A 16,113-nucleotide genomic window follows, 5' to 3' on the forward strand; every position below is an offset into this window, starting at 1 on the left:
GACCTGGGCGCGGCCCGTAGCGCTGCGCTGGTCTAGAAATCCCGCTGCAGTGCCATGATCCGGACGCGCCGCGATTCAACGCGCATGCCGAGTTCACGGATATAGGCAAGGTGGCAATAGGCGCAGGCGGTGACCCCGATGACCGCCAGCAGGCAGTTCAGCCAGGTGAAGTCCATCATCAGCGAGAACCGAAAGCCACTCGGCGCCGTGAACGCGGCAATGGTGCTGGCGGTCTGCGAACGGCCACCGATGAAAATCATCGACGCCGCGAGGATCAAGATGCCGTGATTGGCAAGAAAGAATGCGGCCGACTTTCTGGCCCGGCTTGCCATCCAGCAGACCACCAGGGCCGCGCCCAGCAGAGCGAAATCCAGGACCATCGACCCTCCCAGATAGACATCGACCTGCTGCCAGACCATGCCCGACGAGGGATGCAGGGCGAGCCAGATCTTCCACATGTCGGGGCTTGCGGGGTAGGTTCCGAGCAGGAGCGTGGCCATTCGCTCCGCCGCCAGGATCAGCAGGACACAGGCAGGAAAGGCGAAAAGCAATAGTGGTTGGCGCTTCATGGTGCCTCGCAATCTGGCAGGCAGATTACGCGCCATGAGTTGCGCAAGGCTTAACGGGGGAAGGTTTCGGCTGAGACAGGATCGATCAAGCGGCTCGGATCATGTCGTACAGCCAAGTGCCCGCTTTTGTATGCCTGACACCCAAATCCCGGACACTGTCCATGTGATTGCGCCCCTCGACGATGCCGCTCGAAGCCGTCAGGCGCTGCTCCGTCAGGCGATCGGCAAACAATTTGGCCTGTAGGTGAAACGGTTCGGTTTCCCGCTCGCCGACCAGCAGCGTGACCTTTGTCCGCGACGAGTGGGATTTGCCCATCGGCGAATACGCCTCAACTTCCGTGTCGGTCAGGCCTATCAAGGGCTCAAGGAAGGATTGCTGGAGGGGCTTCAAATCGTAGAGCCCGCCGAGCAGGAGTGCCGCCGACGGCGGATGTGCCGCCCCCTCGTCGAACAAAAAAGTCGCCAGATGCGCCCCGGCGGAATGACCGCTGACGCTTAGCCGACCGGCATCGCCGCCATGGCTGGCGATATTATCCAGCACCCATTGCCTCGCGCGCCGGACCTGGTCGACGATTGCCGCCATCCTGACGGCGGGCATGAGTGCATAGTCGATCACGACCGCGATTGCCCCGGCGCTCGTCACCGTTTCGGCGATATAGGAATAGTCGCTCTTGGCGAACATGCGCCAATAGCCGCCATGGATGAAGATGTGCACCGGGAGGTTCCTGCGCGGTCCCTCCGGAAAGAACAGGTCGAGGCGTTCGGCCTCGTGCGGGCCATAGGCGATGTCCGCCAGCATCGGCAGCGAAGCCCGCGTCGCGGTGCTGCGGGCGACGATGTCGGCCACGATGTCATCGAAATCGGCAACGTGGTCACGGGTGCGAAAAGGGTCCTTCGACATGGTGTCCGCTCAGAAGGTTACAGCGATGTATTTGGCCTCCATGAACTCGGCGATGCCGTGATGCTGGCCCCCTTCCCGCCCGAGGCCGCTCTGCTTGACTCCGCCGAAGGGCGCGGCGGGATCCGACATCAGGCCGCGGTTGAGGCCGATCATGCCGGCCTCGATCTCGGCGGCCACCCGCATGCCGCGCGCCACATCGCGGGTGTAGAGATAGGCGGCGAGGCCGTATTCGGTGTTGTTGGCGTGGAGAATGGCCTGCGCCTCGCTCTCGAAGCGGGTGATGGGCGCTACCGGGCCGAAGATCTCCTCATGCGCCATATCGGCGTCCGGCGAGACTTCGGACAGGACCGTCGGCGGATAGAAAGAGCCATCCCCTTCAGGCACCGAGCCGCCGCACAGTACCTTGGCACCCCGGCTGACCGCGTCCTTGACCAGCCGGTCGATCTTGTCGACCGCCTTCTTGGTGATCATGGGTCCACATTCGGTGTCCGCCTTGGTGCCGGCGCCGATCTTGAGCGCAGCCATGCGCTGCGCAAGGCCGTCGGCGAACGCATCGTGGATACCCGACTGGACGTAAATGCGGTTGGCCGCCGTACAGGCTTCGCCGGCATTGCGCATTTTGGCGATCATGGCGCCGTCGAGGGCCGCGTCGAGATCGGCATCGTCGAAAACGATGAAGGGCGCATTGCCGCCAAGCTCCATGGAACAGGAAATCACATGTTTGGCGGCCTCGGCGAGCAAGGCCCGGCCGATCCCGGTCGAACCGGTGAAGGAGAGCTTCCTGACGCGCGGATCGGCCAGCATGGCCGACGTCAGGGGGCCGGGTGTCGACGTCGTCAGCACGTTCACGACACCGTCCGGTACGCCGGCGTCGCTGTAGAGCGCGGCCAGCGCATAGGCGGTCAGCGGCGTCTCGCTGGCCGGTTTCAGAATGACCGTGCAGCCTGCCGCGAGTGCCGGTGCGATCTTGCGCGTCGCCATCGCGGCGGGGAAATTCCACGGCGTGATGAGGACGCAGATGCCGATCGGCTGGTAATCGACGACGATGCGGTTGGCGCCGGACGGGGCGGTGCCGAACTCGCCGGTGATACGAACAGCCTCCTCGGCGTTCCAGCGGAAGAATTCAGCTGCATAGGCGACCTCGCCGCGCGCGTCGCGCAGGGCCTTGCCGTTCTCCAGCGAGATCAGCATGGCAAGCGTCTCCGACCGCTCGACCATCAGCTCGAAACAGCGCCTGAGAATCTCCGAGCGCTTGCGCGGCGCTGTCTCGCGCCACCCCTTGGCCGCCTTGGCCGCCGCCTCGACCGCGGCGGCGGCATCCTCCAGGGTCGCATCGGGGACCGCCGCGATCACCGCGCCGGAGGATGGATCGGTGACCTCGATGAGCCCGCCGTCGGACGACGGCAGCCATTGTCCGCCAATATAGAGCCGGTGCGGAAAGCCCCGAACGTCGTACGGATCCTGATCGAGAGGGAAGGCATTGTAGGGAAGGTTCATCGTCTTGTTCCTGACGTTCACATGGCGCAGGCGGTGAGATCGCCGTCATAGGCCGCCTGGACAAGGCGGCGCATGGCGGCGAGGTCGAATGGGCGCGGATTGTTCTTGATCAGGCGATCGATGCCGAGCGCCTGCTCGGCGGTCCAGTCGAGCTTCTCGGCCGGGAGCCCCAAACCGGCCAGCGTCGGGGTGATGCCGATCGCCGCAAACAAGCGCCTGATCTCCTCGATGGTCGCGTCCGCCATTTCGTCGACGCCACGACCGTTCGGCTCCAGGCCAAGAGCAATCCCTATCTCGGCGATCTCAGCCGCGGCCACGCGGCTGTTGTAGCTCATGACGTAAGGCATCATTGTCGCCACTCCCAGCCCATGCGGCGTATGTGTGAGCGCGCCGGCCGGGTATTGCACCGCGTGCGCTGCCGCCGTGCCGGCGGTGCCGAACGCGCAACCCGCAGCCAGCGCTCCCATCATCACGTCGGAGCGCGCCTCGGCGTCGCCGCCGTCAATGCACGCCTTCTCCAGGCTGCGGCCGAGAAGTTTGACGGCCAGCAGCGCGAAATGGTCGGTCAGCGGCGTCTTGCCGATGAACACGTGGCGCTGCGGCAGGCTGAAGTCCCCGTCCCGGCGCATGGCCGTAAAGGCCTCGATCGCATGCGTGAGCGCGTCGGCACCGGCAACCGCGGTCAGGCCCGGCGGACAAGTCATTGTCAGTTCGGGGTCGCAGACGGCAACGGCAGCAATGAGATAGGGGCTCGATATGCCGACTTTGAGCGTCCGGTCCGGATCCGATATCACTGCAACGGGCGTCACCTCCGATCCTGTGCCAGCCGTGGTCGGCACGGCGATCAGCGGCAGCATCGGCCCCGGGACCTTGAACTCGCCGTAGTAGTCCCGCAGCTCGCCGCCATGGCTGATCAACAAGGCGGCACATTTGGCGAAATCGAGACAGCTGCCGCCGCCGATGCCGATCACCATATCTGGCCGGAAGCCCCTCGCTTCCTCGACGCAGACCGCCACCGAATCGCGCGGCACGTCCGGAAGGACACCGTCGTGAACCAGCACGTCGATCGACGCCGACCGCAGGGATTCCATCATTTCGGCGAACACGCCGGTGCCGGCGAAACGCTCGTCGGTGCAGACCAGGGCGCGGCGGCCATGGCGGCCGGCCACGGCTGGCAGCGCATGACGTTGTCCCTTTCCGAATAGAATTTCGCGTGGGAGCCGGAGGGCTGTGAGAAGGCTCATGACAGGCTGCATCCTTGGGGAGTTTCGGAGAAACACATTGCAAAAATCCGCACCGAAAATCCTCAATTGAGCGGCGCCGATAAAATCGTATAGGATATAGTATTGCATCGGTCAAACCCTCGTGTTAGCAGTCTCCCCAGTCGAGAGGCGAGAAATGCAATCTGTCAGTTTGAGCAATAATGGTGAAGCGCCCACGGGAGCGGGCCGCATTCAGCGGGCCGGCAGCCTGGCCGAGGACGTCTACGAGGCCATCTTCGCCCAGCTGATGTCGCTGAAGATCGCGCCCGGTTCGCGCATCACCGTCGACAATCTGGTCAAGGAGTTCGACGTTTCCCATACGCCGATCCGCGAGGCGCTGGGGCGTCTCGAAGGCGAAGGACTGGTTCTGAAGACGCACCTGATCGGATATCGCGCCGCGCCGCAGATCACGCGGCGTCGTTTCGACGAATTGTACGAAATGCGTCTCCTGCTCGAACCGCACGGCGCGGCGAAAGCCGCTGCCACGATGGACGAAGCCAAACTCGGCACGCTGCTGGAGGCCGCAGGCGTGATGTCGCGCCGCGAGGGCAAGGACGAGCGCCTGCGTTATTCGAACTTCGCCAGGCAGGACGCGATCTTCCACGACAAGATCATGGAATACGCCGAAAACGAGCTCATCCGCGAGACGCTGGGTTTTCAACACACCCACTTCCACATTTTCCGCCTGATGTACCATTCCCGCGTGACCGAGGAGGCGCTGGACGAGCATGAGGCGATCCTCGCCGCGTTCGGCTCTGCCGATCCGGATGCCGCCGCGAAAGCAATGCGCGCCCACATCGAGCACTCGCGCGATCGCCTGCTGCCGGCCTTCGATTGAGGCCTGAACGAATGTCCGTTACCGCCAATATTGCCGGAGAGGGAGGATGTGCGCTGCCCGGCGGCAGTGCGCCCGGGGCCGTGGAGCCGGTGCTGCGCGCTCAGGGTCTCTCGAAGCAATATGGGCCGGTGACCGTGCTCTCCGACGTCACGCTCGACATCCTGCCGGGCGAAATCCACGCCATCATCGGCGAGAACGGTGCCGGAAAATCCACTTTGATGCGGCTGCTGTCCGGCTATGCCGAGCCAACCCGCGGCACCTTGTCCATGGCCGGTCGGCCGGTGACGTTCGCCAAGCCGGACCAGGCCCAGAAAGCCGGCATCGCCCTCGTGCACCAGGAGATCCTGCTCGCCGAAGCGCTTACGGTGACGGACAACCTATTTCTCGGCCGCGAGCTTTCGCGCCGCCATGTGATGGACGACCGCGCCATGCGGCGCCTTGCAGCCGAGAAGCTGGCACGGATCGGCTGCGCGGTCTCGCCGACCGCGCTGGTGCGCGACATCTCGCTGGCCGACCGCCAGTTGGTCCAGATCGCCCGCGCGCTGCTCGACGACTACAAGGTCGTGATCTTCGACGAGCCGACCGCCGTGCTGACCGGCGAGGAAGTGGATCGGCTCCTCGAAATCGTCCGGCAGCTAAAGGCCCACGGCACGGCCGTCCTCTATATAAGCCATCGGCTGGATGAGGTGCAGCAGCTTGCCGACAAGGTGACCGTGCTGCGCGACGGCAGGATGATCGGCACCTATCCGGGCACGGCCCTGACGCAGATGGACATGGCACGCCTGATGGTCGGCCGCGAGCTTGCAACGCTCTACCCGCAGAAGAGCGCACCGTCCAATGAGCCGATGCTGAGCGTGAAAAACGCCACCGTCCCGGGCTACGCCGAAGACGTCTCTTTCACCGTTCACAGGGGCGAAATTCTTGGCTTTGCCGGCATGATCGGCGCGGGCCGCACGGAATTGTTCGAAGGGCTGGTGGGCCTGCGTCCGGCCCACGCCGTGATCGAACTCGAGGGACGACCCGTCCGGATCCGCTCGCAACGCGAAGCGATCGACGCAGGCATCGGCTACCTGACCGAGGACCGAAAGAGCAAGGGCCTGCTCCTCGAGGAACGGCTGGCGCCCAACCTCACGCTTTCCGCACTTGAACGGTTCCATCCCGCATTGGCTCTCAGCAGACGCCGCGAGTCGGCCGCGCTGACAGAGGCCGTCCGGAGCTACGATATCCGGCTCAAGAGCCCTGGCGTGAAGGCGGGACAGCTTTCCGGCGGCAATCAGCAGAAGCTGCTGCTCGCCAAGGTGCTGCTCACCAACCCCTCTGTGGTCGTCATCGATGAACCGACCCGTGGCATCGACATCGCCAACAAGGCTCAGATCTACGCCTTCATCCACGCCATCGTCGGCAGCGGCAAAGCCTGCATCGTCATCTCGTCGGAAATGCAGGAGCTGATCGGCATCTGCGACCGCATCCTCGTCATGCGGGAAGGCCGCCTGACGGGCGAGGTCCAAGGCGCCGAGATGACCGAAAGCAATGTGGCGCTGCTGGCGACAAGCGGCCCGAAACCGAGACCGAAGGCCGAGGGAGGAACAGAATGGCTGTCATGACCGGATCCCCATCCACACATCGCGTCGGTGATTTGAACATCACCTGGACCGACGTGGGTCCCTTCCTGGCATTGGCCGCCCTGCTGGTGGTCGGCTTCCTCATCAATCCAGACTTCCTCTCCGCGACCAACCTTGCCAACGTCATCACCCGCAGCGCCTTCATCGCCATCATCGCTGTCGGCGCGACGTTCGTTATCTCGTCGGGAGGGCTCGATCTTTCCGTCGGCTCGATGGCCGCCTTCGTCACCGGCATCACCATCATGTTCATGAACGCGGTGGCGCCGCACGCCGGCCTGTGGGCGATACCGGCTGGAATGCTCGTGGCGACCCTGGTCGGTCTTATGTGTGGCCTCGCCAACGGCCTGATCGTCACCATAGGCCGGATCGAACCGTTCATTGCGACGCTCGGCACAATGGGCATTTTCCGTGCGTTGATCACCTATCTGACCGACGGCGGCACGATACCGATCGACCGGTCGCTGCGCGAAGCCTATCGGCCGGTCTATTTCGGCACCGTCGGCGGTGTCCCGATCCCGATCCTGATATCCGTCGCCGTCGCCGCGGTCGCATCGTTCGTCCTCTACAAGATGAAGTATGGGCGCAAATGTGCGGCGGTCGGCGCAAACGAGGACGTCGCGCGCTATTCCGGCATCTCCGTTATCAAGACGCGCACCATCGCTTACATCGTCCAAGGCGTCTGCGTGGCCATCGCCGCAATCTGCTACGTACCGCGACTGGGTGCGGCAACGCCGACCACCGGGCAGCTCTGGGAACTGCAGGTGATCACTGCCGTGGTGATCGGCGGCACGGCGCTGCGTGGCGGCAAGGGTCATGTCTGGGGAACCGTCGCCGGCGCCGTCATTCTGGAGCTGATCGCCAATCTCATGGTGCTGTCGGACTTCGTCTCCGAGTATCTGGTCGCCGCGGTTCAGGGCGTCATCATCATCATCGCGATGCTCATTCAGAGGTTCTCGAATTCGAAATAGCCCCGTGTCCGGACCACACGGGTGCGTCTTTGCAGGTCCAATCTGGGAGAAGAAAATGTTCAGTAAAAAATGGATGGCTGCGGCCGCGCTCGGCACGCTGCTGCTCACGGGCCATGCCATGGCCGAGGACAAGAAAGTCATCGCCGTTTCGATACCGGCCGCCGACCACGGCTGGACCGCCGGCGTCGTCTATCACGCGCAGACGGCCGCCAAGGAAATCAACGCGGCTTTCCCCGGCGTCGAGGTCATCGTAAAGACGTCGCCGTCGGCGGCCGATCAGGTGTCGGCGATCGAGGATCTCTCCGCCTCACGCAAGATCGATGCGCTGGTGATCCTGCCTTACTCCTCGGAAGAATTGACTGAGCCGGTCAAGGCCATCAAGGAGAAGGGCACCTTCATCACGGTCGTCGACCGTGGCCTGACCGACCCGACCATCCAGGGCCTCTACGTCGCCGGCGACAACATCGCCGTCGGGCGCAACACCGCGAAATACATGATCGACAAGCTTGGCGGCAAGGGCGACCTGGTTGTCCTGCGCGGCATCCCGACCGTGATCGACGACGAGCGCATCAAGGGCTTCCAGGACGCCATCGCCGGGACCGGCCTCAAGGTTCTCGACATCCAGTACGCTCATTGGAACAGCGACGAAGCCTTCAAGCTGATGCAGGACTACCTCGCCAAATATCCGCACATCGACGCGGTGTGGGCGAACGACGACGACATGCTGCTGGGGGTGCTCGAGGCGGTCAAGCAGTCGGGCCGCACCGATATCAAGCTGGCGCTTGGCGGCAACGGCATGAAGGACATCGTCAAGAAGGTCATCGACGGCGACACCATGACCCCCGTCGAGACTCCCTACCCGCCGTCCATGATCAAGACGGCCATATACATGACCATGGCCAATTTGGTTGGCCAGGCCCCGGTTCGCGGCGCCGTCAAGCTGGACGCGCCGCTGATCACCAAGGACAACGCCAAGGAATACTTCTTCCCCGACTCTCCGTTCTGAAGAACGCAATCAATGCGGGGCGCAGCATGACTCGCCCCGCCCCTTTCACACGACAGAGGACATGATCATGTCAGGCAAGAAAATATTGATGCTCACCGGCGAGTTCACCGAGGAGTACGAGATCTTCGTCTACCAGCAAGCAATGGAAGCCGTCGGTCACACGGTCCACGTGGTCTGCCCGGACAAGAAGGCAGGAGACCTCATCAAGACCTCCCTGCACGACTTCGAGGGCGACCAGACCTACACCGAAAAGCTCGGCCATTTTCAGGTGATCAACAAGACGTTTGCCGAGGCGGAAAAGCAGCTCGATCAATACCACGCCGTATATTGCGCCGGCGGCCGCGGCCCGGAATACATCCGCACCGACAAACGGGTGCAAGCCATGGTGCGCCACTTCCACGATACCCAGAAGCCGATCTTCACGATCTGCCATGGGGTCCAGATTCTGATTGCCGTGGACGGTGTCGTGCGCGGCAAGAAGGTCGGCGCGCTCGCCGCTTGCGAACCGGAAGTGACGCTGGCCGGCGGCACCTACATCGACCTCTCGCCGACGGAGGCGTATGTCGACGGAACCATGGTGTCGGCCAAGGGATGGACAGCCCTCGCTGCCTTCATCCGCGAATGCCTGAAGGTGCTCGGGACCGAGATCCGCCATAATTAAGCAAGGTCGGCGCGCGTCAACAATGCGCCGGCTTCTGTTGTGATGGGATGTGCATCCACGTGTCTTTGAAGCGGGCCCTCGGTCGGTGAGATCGAGGGCCACCGTCGCCGGTCAATCGAAGAATCCGGCATCCTCCGCCAGCAAATACTTCCTGGCGCTTTCGGCGTCGATGTCGAGGCCTAGCCCCGGTGCTTCCAGCAGATCCACCATGCTGTCCCTCACGATCTGCTTGGGCAGGCCGATGACGATGTCGTTCCACCAGGGGTCCGAGGCACTGGGGTATTCGAACGCCACGTAATTGGCGGGCAAGGTGGCGCAGACGTTGATCAGCGCGCCGAGGCCCAGCAGGCCATTCGCCGTGCCATGCGGCGCCATCAGAATCGAGTGCATATAGGCGTGCTCGGCGACCCATTTGAGCTCGGCAATGCCGCCGATGTCGGCAGGATCGGGGCCGATGACGCGCACCGCCTGTGTCTCGATCAGCTCCTTGAAATTGTGCCTGAGGTAAATCTGCTCGCCGGTATGGATCGGCGTCGAGGTGGAGGTGGTCAGTTCCCGGTAGGCCTGCGGATTGACCCACGGCACATAGTCGCCGGTCAGCATGTCCTCCAGCCACATCAGATTGTACCTCTCGACCGCGCGGGCGAACTTGATCGCATCGGGCAGCATCCAGCCCGGGCCGCAATCGAGTGCCAGGCTGACCTTATCGCCCAGCACTTCCTTCATCGCGATCACGCAGTCGAGCATGTGGTTGAAACCGCGTTCGCTGATCACGCCCTGATCCATGGCACCGTGATAGCCGGCCTTCTTCTGCGTCACGCCGTAATGGAAGTCCTCGATGCTGTCCTTCATGTTGGAATGGAACGAGATGCCTTGCTTAACCATGAAGAAATTCTGCGGCTGCTCCATCATCCATTTGACGTCTGCGGCATAGTCCTCCGGCCGGTCACCTGTGCGCTTCTGGCGGATCGAGCCGTTATAGACGCGTACCTTGTCGCGCACCTTGCCGCCGAGCAGCTTATAGGCCGGCACGCCCGCGGCCTTGCCGGCAATGTCCCAAAGCGCATGTTCGATAGCGCTGACCGCCGCGCCGTAGGGCTTGAAAGAACCGCGTTGGCGGATCTTCAACATGACCCGCTCGACATCGGTCGGATCCTCGCCGATCAGCGCCTCGCGGAAATGCAGCACAAAGGGCTTGAGGTAGGTCTTGGTGAACTCGACTTCTCCCAGTCCATAGAGGCCCTCGTCGGTCACGACGCGAACGATGGGGTGCTTGCCGATAACGGCACAGCGAAGGTCGGTGATCTTCATCGCGCGGTCCTATCTCACGGACGAGAAAGCTGTCGGCGTGAGCAGCTGGCTGCTGATATTGGCAACGATCTGCCCGTCGCGCTCGGACTCGTCCCGGGCCCTGTGCCATGCCGGATCGGTGACGAAAGCCGTCCATTTCGCCTCACGCTCGGCCAGTGATTCCCAGGCTAGGAAATAGGTGAGGCGGTTGCTGTTTTCGCCGATTGCCGTGGTGAAAAACCCGGCTTGGCGGATGCCATGCCTCTCCCAGATGGCCAGCGTTTGGTCGGAAAAGCGCTTGAGCAAAGCCGGCAGCCTGCCCGGCAGGCAGTCATAGATGCGCAGTTCGTAGATCATGGTTTCGTCCGTTTCTTTCTTCGCCTCTCCCTTGGGAGAGGTCGACAAGAATGGTCAGTCGTCGGCCCTGTGAGCCAAGGAGAGTGAGGGCAGGAGTCTGGGCTAACTCCAGGTCCGGTCCCAGCTATATTCATTGTCCCAATGCTCGGTGGATTGCCATATCCCGGTGACACCGGGCTGCAGGTGCTGGCTGATCACCTCGTCGACCACATCGTCTATGCCCAGCCCCGGCTTGTCGGGCACGGTGATGAAGCCGTCCTTGACGAGCGGCTTGGGCAGGCCGGTGACGATATCGTCCCACCACTCGACATCGGCGGAGTGGTATTCGAGGGCCATGAAGTTTTCGGTAGCGGTCGCGACATGCGCGGCGGCCATCGCGGCGATCGGGCTTTCGGCCATATGGATGGCCATGGCGACACCGTGATCCTGCGCCATGTCGCCGATCTTCTTGGTCTCGAGAATACCCCCACTGGTGAGCAGGTCCGGGTGGATGACGGAGAGGCCGCCGCTCTTGAGCAGCGGCTCGAAGCCTTCCTTGAGGTAGATGTCTTCGCCGGTGCACATCGGCACCGTGGTGGCCCCCTGCAATTGCCGGTACTGCTCGGTGTGTTGCCAGGGGATCACATCCTCCAGCCAGGCCGGGGCGTATTTCTCGATGCGACGCGACAGGCGTATGCCGTCCTGCAGCGAGATGTGGCCGACATGGTCGATGGCGAGCGGGATCTCGTATCCGATCACCTCGCGAACCTCGTGGATGTACTGCTCGAGCAGGTCGATCCCCTTTTCGGTGAAATGCAGGCCGGTGAACGGGTGCTGCACGTTCTGCGCGTCGTAGGCGAGATTGCGGGCCTTGCGCTCCTCAAGCGTGCCGCCACGGCCGCGCGGATTGGCATGAAACCCTTCGAGCGCGCCGGCGGGCGCGGATACGGCGCCCGGGACATGGGCGATCTGCATCAAGCCCAGGTCCATCTTGAGGAAGGTGAAACCACGGTCCATGCGCTGCTTGAGGCGCTTTCCGGTTTCGGTGCCGCTCGGTTTCTCGGCATCGGTATCGCAATAGACGCGCACCTGATCGCGGAACTTGCCGCCGAGCATCTGGTAGATGGGAACGCCATAGGCCTTGCCGGCGAGATCCCAGAGCGCGATCTCGACCGCCGAGACGCCGCCGCCCTGCCGACCGTGCCCGCCGAATTGCTTGATGCGGCGAAACAGGCGATCGATGTCGCAGGGGTTCTCGCCAAGCAGCCGGCTCTTCAGCATCAGCGCGTAGGTGGCGCTGGCGCCGTCGCGCACCTCGCCAAGCCCGACGATGCCTTGGTTGGTATAGATCTTGAGCAGCGCCGAGGTGAACGGCGCACCGACGATCTCGGCCACCCGCATGTCGGTGATGCGAAGCTCGGACGGCTTCGAGTCGGTGTTGACCCGGTTGAGGGCCTCGTCGGCTCCATCGGTCCTTGGCATGACTTATCCTCGTTCTGATTTGCGGGTTGTCGCCCGCATGCTGCCGATTGCGTTGCTAGCCCAGTTCGATCTCATGGGCTTGCAGGTAATCGCGGTTCATCTCGATGCCGAGACCCGGCCTCAACGAGAGCTTGAGGCTACCGTTCGAAACATCGAGCGGCTTGTCGATAAGATGATCGTACTTGCCCAAATTCCACTCCGACGTTTCGAGCTTGTAGAAGTTCGGAACGGTCATCATCACCTGCGCTCCCGCAACCACGTTGATCGGTCCCGCGGCGTCATGCGGCGAGACTGGGATGTAGTAGGCTTCGCACAGGGCGGAAATCTTCTTGAGTTCGGTAATTCCGCCGGTCCAGGTGACGTCAGGCATGATGTAGTCGGCGAGCTTGTTCTCAAGAACCGGCACGAAATCCCACTTTGTGTGGCCACGCTCGCCCCAAGAGATAGCGGCACTGACCTTCTCGCGAACCTGCTTGAGGGCGTTAAGGCTCTCGGGCGGGCATGGCTCCTCGAACCAGTCGATCTGGCCGGCTTCCTCGAGGCTGCGACAGAGGCGAATGGCGGTCGGAACATCGAAGCGGCCGTGCGCATCGATGAGGATGTCGATGTCGGGGCCTGCCGTTTCTCGGATCAGAGCCGTGAGTTCGGCAGCCTCGCGCTCGTCCTTGCGGGTCATGCCGCCGTCGAGATAGCCGTCCCGCTGTTCGCGCGACACACCGTCGGCATCGCGACCCTGGTGGGGGAAGGGGTCGAACTTTAGAGCAGTATGTCCGGACTCGACGATGTCCAGGATTTCGCGCACCACAGCGTCCTTGCTGGTGAATTTGGCCTGGTTGGGATGGGTGTAGAGCGCGATCTCATCGCGGACCGGCCCGCCCAACAGCTCGTAGATCGGCTTGCCGAGGACTTTGCCCCTGATGTCCCAGAGGGCTATGTCGATCGCGCTCACGCATTCGACCGCGGCGCCACGGCTACCCATATAGGTGAAGCCGCGGAAGATCTTGTGCCAGAGGCATTCGATACGCGCCGGATCTTCGCCTGTCACGGCGGCTCCGATCTGTCGAAGGATCGTGCAGAGGGCGCGGTTGGCGAGCTTCGTGGTGGTGGTGATCTCTCCCCAGCCGCTCACTCCCTCGTCTGTCGTTACCTCGACGAACAGGAATTCCCCCCAATAGGAAGCACCAGACTTGATCAGCCACGGCCGAACGCTCGTGATTTTCATTTCAACTGCCTTTTCACTAGTGGTCAACCACGCTGTTCCAGACCTGACCCCTCGTCCTATCCGGCCCGAGCGGCGTTGCGTGCACGCATCTGTTCGAGAACATGCCGGCCGGAACCCTCGACGTGGCGGGAGATGAGTTCGGCCGCCTTGTCGGCCTCCCCGGCCTTGATGAGCGCAATGAGTTCGCGATGCTCACGAATGATCGCGGCACGCCGCGCGAGCGTGAAATTGAAACGCCGGCTCACCGCTCGCAGCACTTCGCGATGCTTCCACCAGAGCTCGGCGGCATGGCGGTTATAGTGCCGCTGGTACATCACCGTGTGAAATGCGGTATCCAGTTCACTGTGCCTGAACGTGTCGGCGAAATTGTTCTCTTCGATCAGGCCTTGGATGCGTTCGAGTTCGGCGATGTCCTCGCCGGTGGCCATACCTACAAACCATCGCGTCAGGGCTGGCTCGATCAGAACTCCGATCTCGTAGATATCGCGGACGAAATCCTGATCGATGGGCCTTACACGCGCCCCGCGGTTGGGAGAAAAGATGACGAACCCCTCGCCCCGCAACAGTTGCAGGGCCTCGCGCACGGGATTGGTCGACGTGCCGTGGCGGCGGGCGAGATCGGTCACAACAAGCCGTTCGTTGGCGGCGAGCCGTCCCTCGATGATGTCTTCCCTGATCAGTTCGTAAAGCGAGGCACCCTCGCTGGAGGCTCCGGTGGCGTCGATCCCCGGGGGTGGCTTGGCTTTGAAATCGTCTGTTTCGGCCAAGGGCCGGCTCCCCAAATTAATACACAGTCTGTCCGATATCACGCACGGTTCCCATAAACAATGTACGATCTCGTGCGTTGACAGGCAATCCATGTTCTGAAAACGTACCAAGTGGTCGAGAGGATACACCGTACTGCAATAACCATCCTCGCGATCGCAGGGCGGAGAACCAGGGAGGATACCTATGACGAGGATCATGCTCGGCAGTGCGGTCCTGCGCGGCACTGTCGTCGGTATTTTGACGGCATCACTTATGTCCACATCGGCGTTGGGTGCGCCACCGGTCGACCTCAGCAAATGGTCGCCCGAATATGTGCGCTCCATCGCGGGAACACAGGATTTCGACACGGCCGGCGATTGCGCCAAGGTCACGCCGCTGGATTACAAGGGGCGACTGACTTTCTGGTATCAGGGCGTGTTCGAGGGCGATCCCGACCTGCTGCGCCAGTACTACAAGGATTTCTTCGAGACTTTCCGCAAGACCTATCCGAACATCAAGCTCGAGGAACAGGCCCTCACCTATAACGACCTTCTCGACAAGTTCCGCACCGCGCTCCTGGGCAATGCCGCGCCGATGGCGGTGCGCCTGCAAATCCTGGGCGGTACCGAATTCGCCTCGAAAGGCTATCTACAGCCGCTCAAACCGGAGGATGTGGGCTATTCGACCGAGGATTTCTGGCCCGGCGCCATGAAGGCCGTGACCTGGGATGGGGTCACATACGGCGTTCCAACGAACAACGAGACGATGGCGTTCATCTGGAATGCCGACATCTTCAAGCGTGCGGGTCTCGATCCGGACAAGGCTCCCGCAACCTGGGACGACGTCGTCAAATATTCCAAGCAGATCCACGACAAGCTCGGCATTGCCGGTTACGGCCTCGTGGCTCGCAAGAATGCCGGCAATACGCCCTATCGCTTCATGCCACAGCTGTGGGCCTATGGCGGCGGCGTCTTCGACGAAGCCACCGCGAACCCGACTTACAAGGAGGTGGAACTCGACAGCCCGCAGAGCAAGGCGGCGCTGCAAGCCTCATACGACATGTATGTCCGCGACAAGTCGGTTCCGGTTTCGGCACTTACCAACCAGCAGGCCGACAACCAGCCTCTGTTCGTCGCCGGCCAGTTGGGCATGATGGTTTCCCACCCGTCCGACTACAACGTCATGCTCGACCTGCAGGCCAAGGCGACCGGGACCGACAAGGACAAGGCGCAGACCGTCATCGACAATATGCGCTACGGCCTGATCCCGACCGGTCCTGACGGCAAGCGCGCCGTCGTGTTCGGCGGCTCGAACATTCACATCCTGAAGCCCGAGTATGTAGAGGGTGGCAAGGTGGACGAGCCGGCCGCGAAGGCGATGATCTGCATGTGGGCGAGCCCCGAATGGTCGCTGAAGATGGCCTATGCCGGCTCGAACCCGGGCAATCTTAACGGCTTCAAGACCAAATGGATGAAGGAACGTCTGGACCATATCAAGTTCCTCGATGTCACGACTTCGATGCTGCCCTATGGCATCCCCTTCCCGGCGCTGCCGGAATCCCCCGAGATCATGAATATCATCGTCCCGGACATGCTGCAGAATGCGCTGACCGGCGCGATGACCGTCGACCAGGCAGCGGACGATGCGGCCAAGAAGGTGAAAGACCTAATGGGCGGGCTCTAGTCCCAACCTGACCTGCGAACCGGGGGCGC

The 16,113-nt window shown here is 62.5% G+C and carries 15 protein-coding genes; 6 read left to right on the top strand and 9 right to left on the bottom strand.

The genetic code is table 11. The annotated features are described in order from the left end of the window. Positions 1–32: 32 nt before the first annotated feature. The 4 genes from LB555_RS18370 to LB555_RS18385 form a co-directional block, all read right to left on the bottom strand. Positions 33–500 carry a hypothetical protein gene (locus LB555_RS18370; protein ID WP_224683430.1) on the bottom strand — a complete coding sequence of 156 codons (468 nt, stop codon included), beginning with the start codon at positions 498–500 and terminating at the stop codon, positions 33–35. 154 nt (positions 501–654) lie between these two features. Then, positions 655–1,470 carry an alpha/beta hydrolase gene (locus tag LB555_RS18375; protein WP_224683431.1) on the bottom strand — a complete coding sequence of 272 codons (816 nt, stop codon included), beginning with the start codon at positions 1,468–1,470 and terminating at the stop codon, positions 655–657. Between the two features lie 9 nt (positions 1,471–1,479). Next, entirely contained in the window at positions 1,480–2,967 is a 1,488-nt protein-coding gene (locus tag LB555_RS18380; protein WP_224683432.1) for an NAD-dependent succinate-semialdehyde dehydrogenase, read from the bottom strand. A 17-nt stretch (positions 2,968–2,984) separates the two neighbouring features. Beyond that, on the bottom strand, positions 2,985–4,211 hold the full coding sequence (locus LB555_RS18385; protein WP_224683433.1) for an iron-containing alcohol dehydrogenase: 1,227 nt from the start codon (positions 4,209–4,211) through the stop codon (positions 2,985–2,987). 154 nt (positions 4,212–4,365) lie between these two features. Here LB555_RS18385 and LB555_RS18390 point away from each other — a divergent pair, with 154 nt between their 5' ends. The 5 genes from LB555_RS18390 (at position 4,366) to LB555_RS18410 (ending at position 9,324) form a co-directional block, all read left to right on the top strand. After that, the gene (locus tag LB555_RS18390; RefSeq protein ID WP_015319187.1) at positions 4,366–5,067 is read left to right on the top strand and encodes a GntR family transcriptional regulator; all 702 of its coding nucleotides are present in this window, start codon (positions 4,366–4,368) and stop codon (positions 5,065–5,067) included. Between the two features lie 11 nt (positions 5,068–5,078). Next, entirely contained in the window at positions 5,079–6,671 is a 1,593-nt protein-coding gene (locus LB555_RS18395) for a sugar ABC transporter ATP-binding protein (RefSeq protein WP_224683434.1), read from the top strand. Further along, positions 6,659–7,657: an ABC transporter permease gene (locus LB555_RS18400; protein WP_411909895.1), complete on the top strand. Its 999-nt coding sequence runs from the start codon at positions 6,659–6,661 to the stop codon at positions 7,655–7,657. The genes LB555_RS18395 and LB555_RS18400 overlap by 13 nt, the downstream gene beginning before the upstream one ends. 55 nt (positions 7,658–7,712) lie before the next feature. Continuing rightward, a complete protein-coding gene (locus LB555_RS18405) occupies positions 7,713–8,663 on the top strand; it encodes a substrate-binding domain-containing protein (RefSeq protein ID WP_224683435.1) in 951 nt (316 codons plus the stop codon). A gap of 67 nt (positions 8,664–8,730) precedes the next feature. Continuing rightward, positions 8,731–9,324 (top strand): DJ-1/PfpI family protein, encoded by a 594-nt coding sequence (locus tag LB555_RS18410; protein WP_015319191.1) that lies wholly within the window; start codon positions 8,731–8,733, stop codon positions 9,322–9,324. 111 nt (positions 9,325–9,435) lie between these two features. Here the strand turns inward: LB555_RS18410 and LB555_RS18415 are convergent, their stop codons facing one another. From LB555_RS18415 to LB555_RS18435, 5 genes are all read right to left on the bottom strand, one after another. Beyond that, complete coding sequence (locus tag LB555_RS18415; RefSeq protein WP_224683436.1) at positions 9,436–10,635, bottom strand: mandelate racemase/muconate lactonizing enzyme family protein; 1,200 nt, start codon at positions 10,633–10,635, stop codon at positions 9,436–9,438. Positions 10,636–10,644: 9 nt separating this feature from the next. Further along, positions 10,645–10,971, bottom strand: coding sequence for an NIPSNAP family protein (locus tag LB555_RS18420; protein ID WP_140617572.1), 327 nt, complete (start codon positions 10,969–10,971; stop codon positions 10,645–10,647). Positions 10,972–11,073: 102 nt separating this feature from the next. Continuing rightward, the gene (locus tag LB555_RS18425) at positions 11,074–12,432 is read right to left on the bottom strand and encodes a mandelate racemase/muconate lactonizing enzyme family protein (RefSeq protein WP_224683437.1); all 1,359 of its coding nucleotides are present in this window, start codon (positions 12,430–12,432) and stop codon (positions 11,074–11,076) included. Between the two features lie 55 nt (positions 12,433–12,487). After that, a complete protein-coding gene (locus LB555_RS18430; RefSeq protein ID WP_015319195.1) occupies positions 12,488–13,654 on the bottom strand; it encodes a mandelate racemase/muconate lactonizing enzyme family protein in 1,167 nt (388 codons plus the stop codon). Between the two features lie 56 nt (positions 13,655–13,710). Next, entirely contained in the window at positions 13,711–14,421 is a 711-nt protein-coding gene (locus LB555_RS18435; protein WP_140665610.1) for a GntR family transcriptional regulator, read from the bottom strand. Between the two features lie 184 nt (positions 14,422–14,605). Between LB555_RS18435 and LB555_RS18440 the strand changes: the two genes are divergently transcribed. Then, positions 14,606–16,084, top strand: a complete 1,479-nt coding sequence (locus LB555_RS18440; protein WP_015319197.1) for an ABC transporter substrate-binding protein — start codon at positions 14,606–14,608, stop codon at positions 16,082–16,084. The last annotated feature ends 29 nt before the right edge of the window (positions 16,085–16,113 follow it).

Source organism: Mesorhizobium sp. BR-1-1-10, from assembly GCF_020165595.1.
GTDB classification, from domain to species: Bacteria; Pseudomonadota; Alphaproteobacteria; order Rhizobiales; family Rhizobiaceae; genus Mesorhizobium; species Mesorhizobium australicum.

Excerpts from the sequence above, each read along its gene's own strand:
- LB555_RS18370 (WP_224683430.1), bottom strand. The coding sequence starts at position 500 with ATGGCCACGCTCCTGCTCGGAACCTACCCCGCAAGCCCCGACATGTGG.
- LB555_RS18405 (WP_224683435.1), top strand. The coding sequence starts at position 7,713 with ATGTTCAGTAAAAAATGGATGGCTGCGGCCGCGCTCGGCACGCTGCTG.
- LB555_RS18425 (WP_224683437.1), bottom strand. The coding sequence starts at position 12,432 with ATGCCAAGGACCGATGGAGCCGACGAGGCCCTCAACCGGGTCAACACC.
- LB555_RS18375 (WP_224683431.1), bottom strand. The coding sequence starts at position 1,470 with ATGTCGAAGGACCCTTTTCGCACCCGTGACCACGTTGCCGATTTCGAT.
- LB555_RS18400 (WP_411909895.1), top strand. The coding sequence starts at position 6,659 with ATGGCTGTCATGACCGGATCCCCATCCACACATCGCGTCGGTGATTTG.
- LB555_RS18440 (WP_015319197.1), top strand. The coding sequence starts at position 14,606 with ATGACGAGGATCATGCTCGGCAGTGCGGTCCTGCGCGGCACTGTCGTC.
- LB555_RS18420 (WP_140617572.1), bottom strand. The coding sequence starts at position 10,971 with ATGATCTACGAACTGCGCATCTATGACTGCCTGCCGGGCAGGCTGCCG.
- LB555_RS18390 (WP_015319187.1), top strand. The coding sequence starts at position 4,366 with ATGCAATCTGTCAGTTTGAGCAATAATGGTGAAGCGCCCACGGGAGCG.
- LB555_RS18410 (WP_015319191.1), top strand. The coding sequence starts at position 8,731 with ATGTCAGGCAAGAAAATATTGATGCTCACCGGCGAGTTCACCGAGGAG.
- LB555_RS18395 (WP_224683434.1), top strand. The coding sequence starts at position 5,079 with ATGTCCGTTACCGCCAATATTGCCGGAGAGGGAGGATGTGCGCTGCCC.
- LB555_RS18380 (WP_224683432.1), bottom strand. The coding sequence starts at position 2,967 with ATGAACCTTCCCTACAATGCCTTCCCTCTCGATCAGGATCCGTACGAC.
- LB555_RS18385 (WP_224683433.1), bottom strand. The coding sequence starts at position 4,211 with ATGAGCCTTCTCACAGCCCTCCGGCTCCCACGCGAAATTCTATTCGGA.
- LB555_RS18430 (WP_015319195.1), bottom strand. The coding sequence starts at position 13,654 with ATGAAAATCACGAGCGTTCGGCCGTGGCTGATCAAGTCTGGTGCTTCC.
- LB555_RS18415 (WP_224683436.1), bottom strand. The coding sequence starts at position 10,635 with ATGAAGATCACCGACCTTCGCTGTGCCGTTATCGGCAAGCACCCCATC.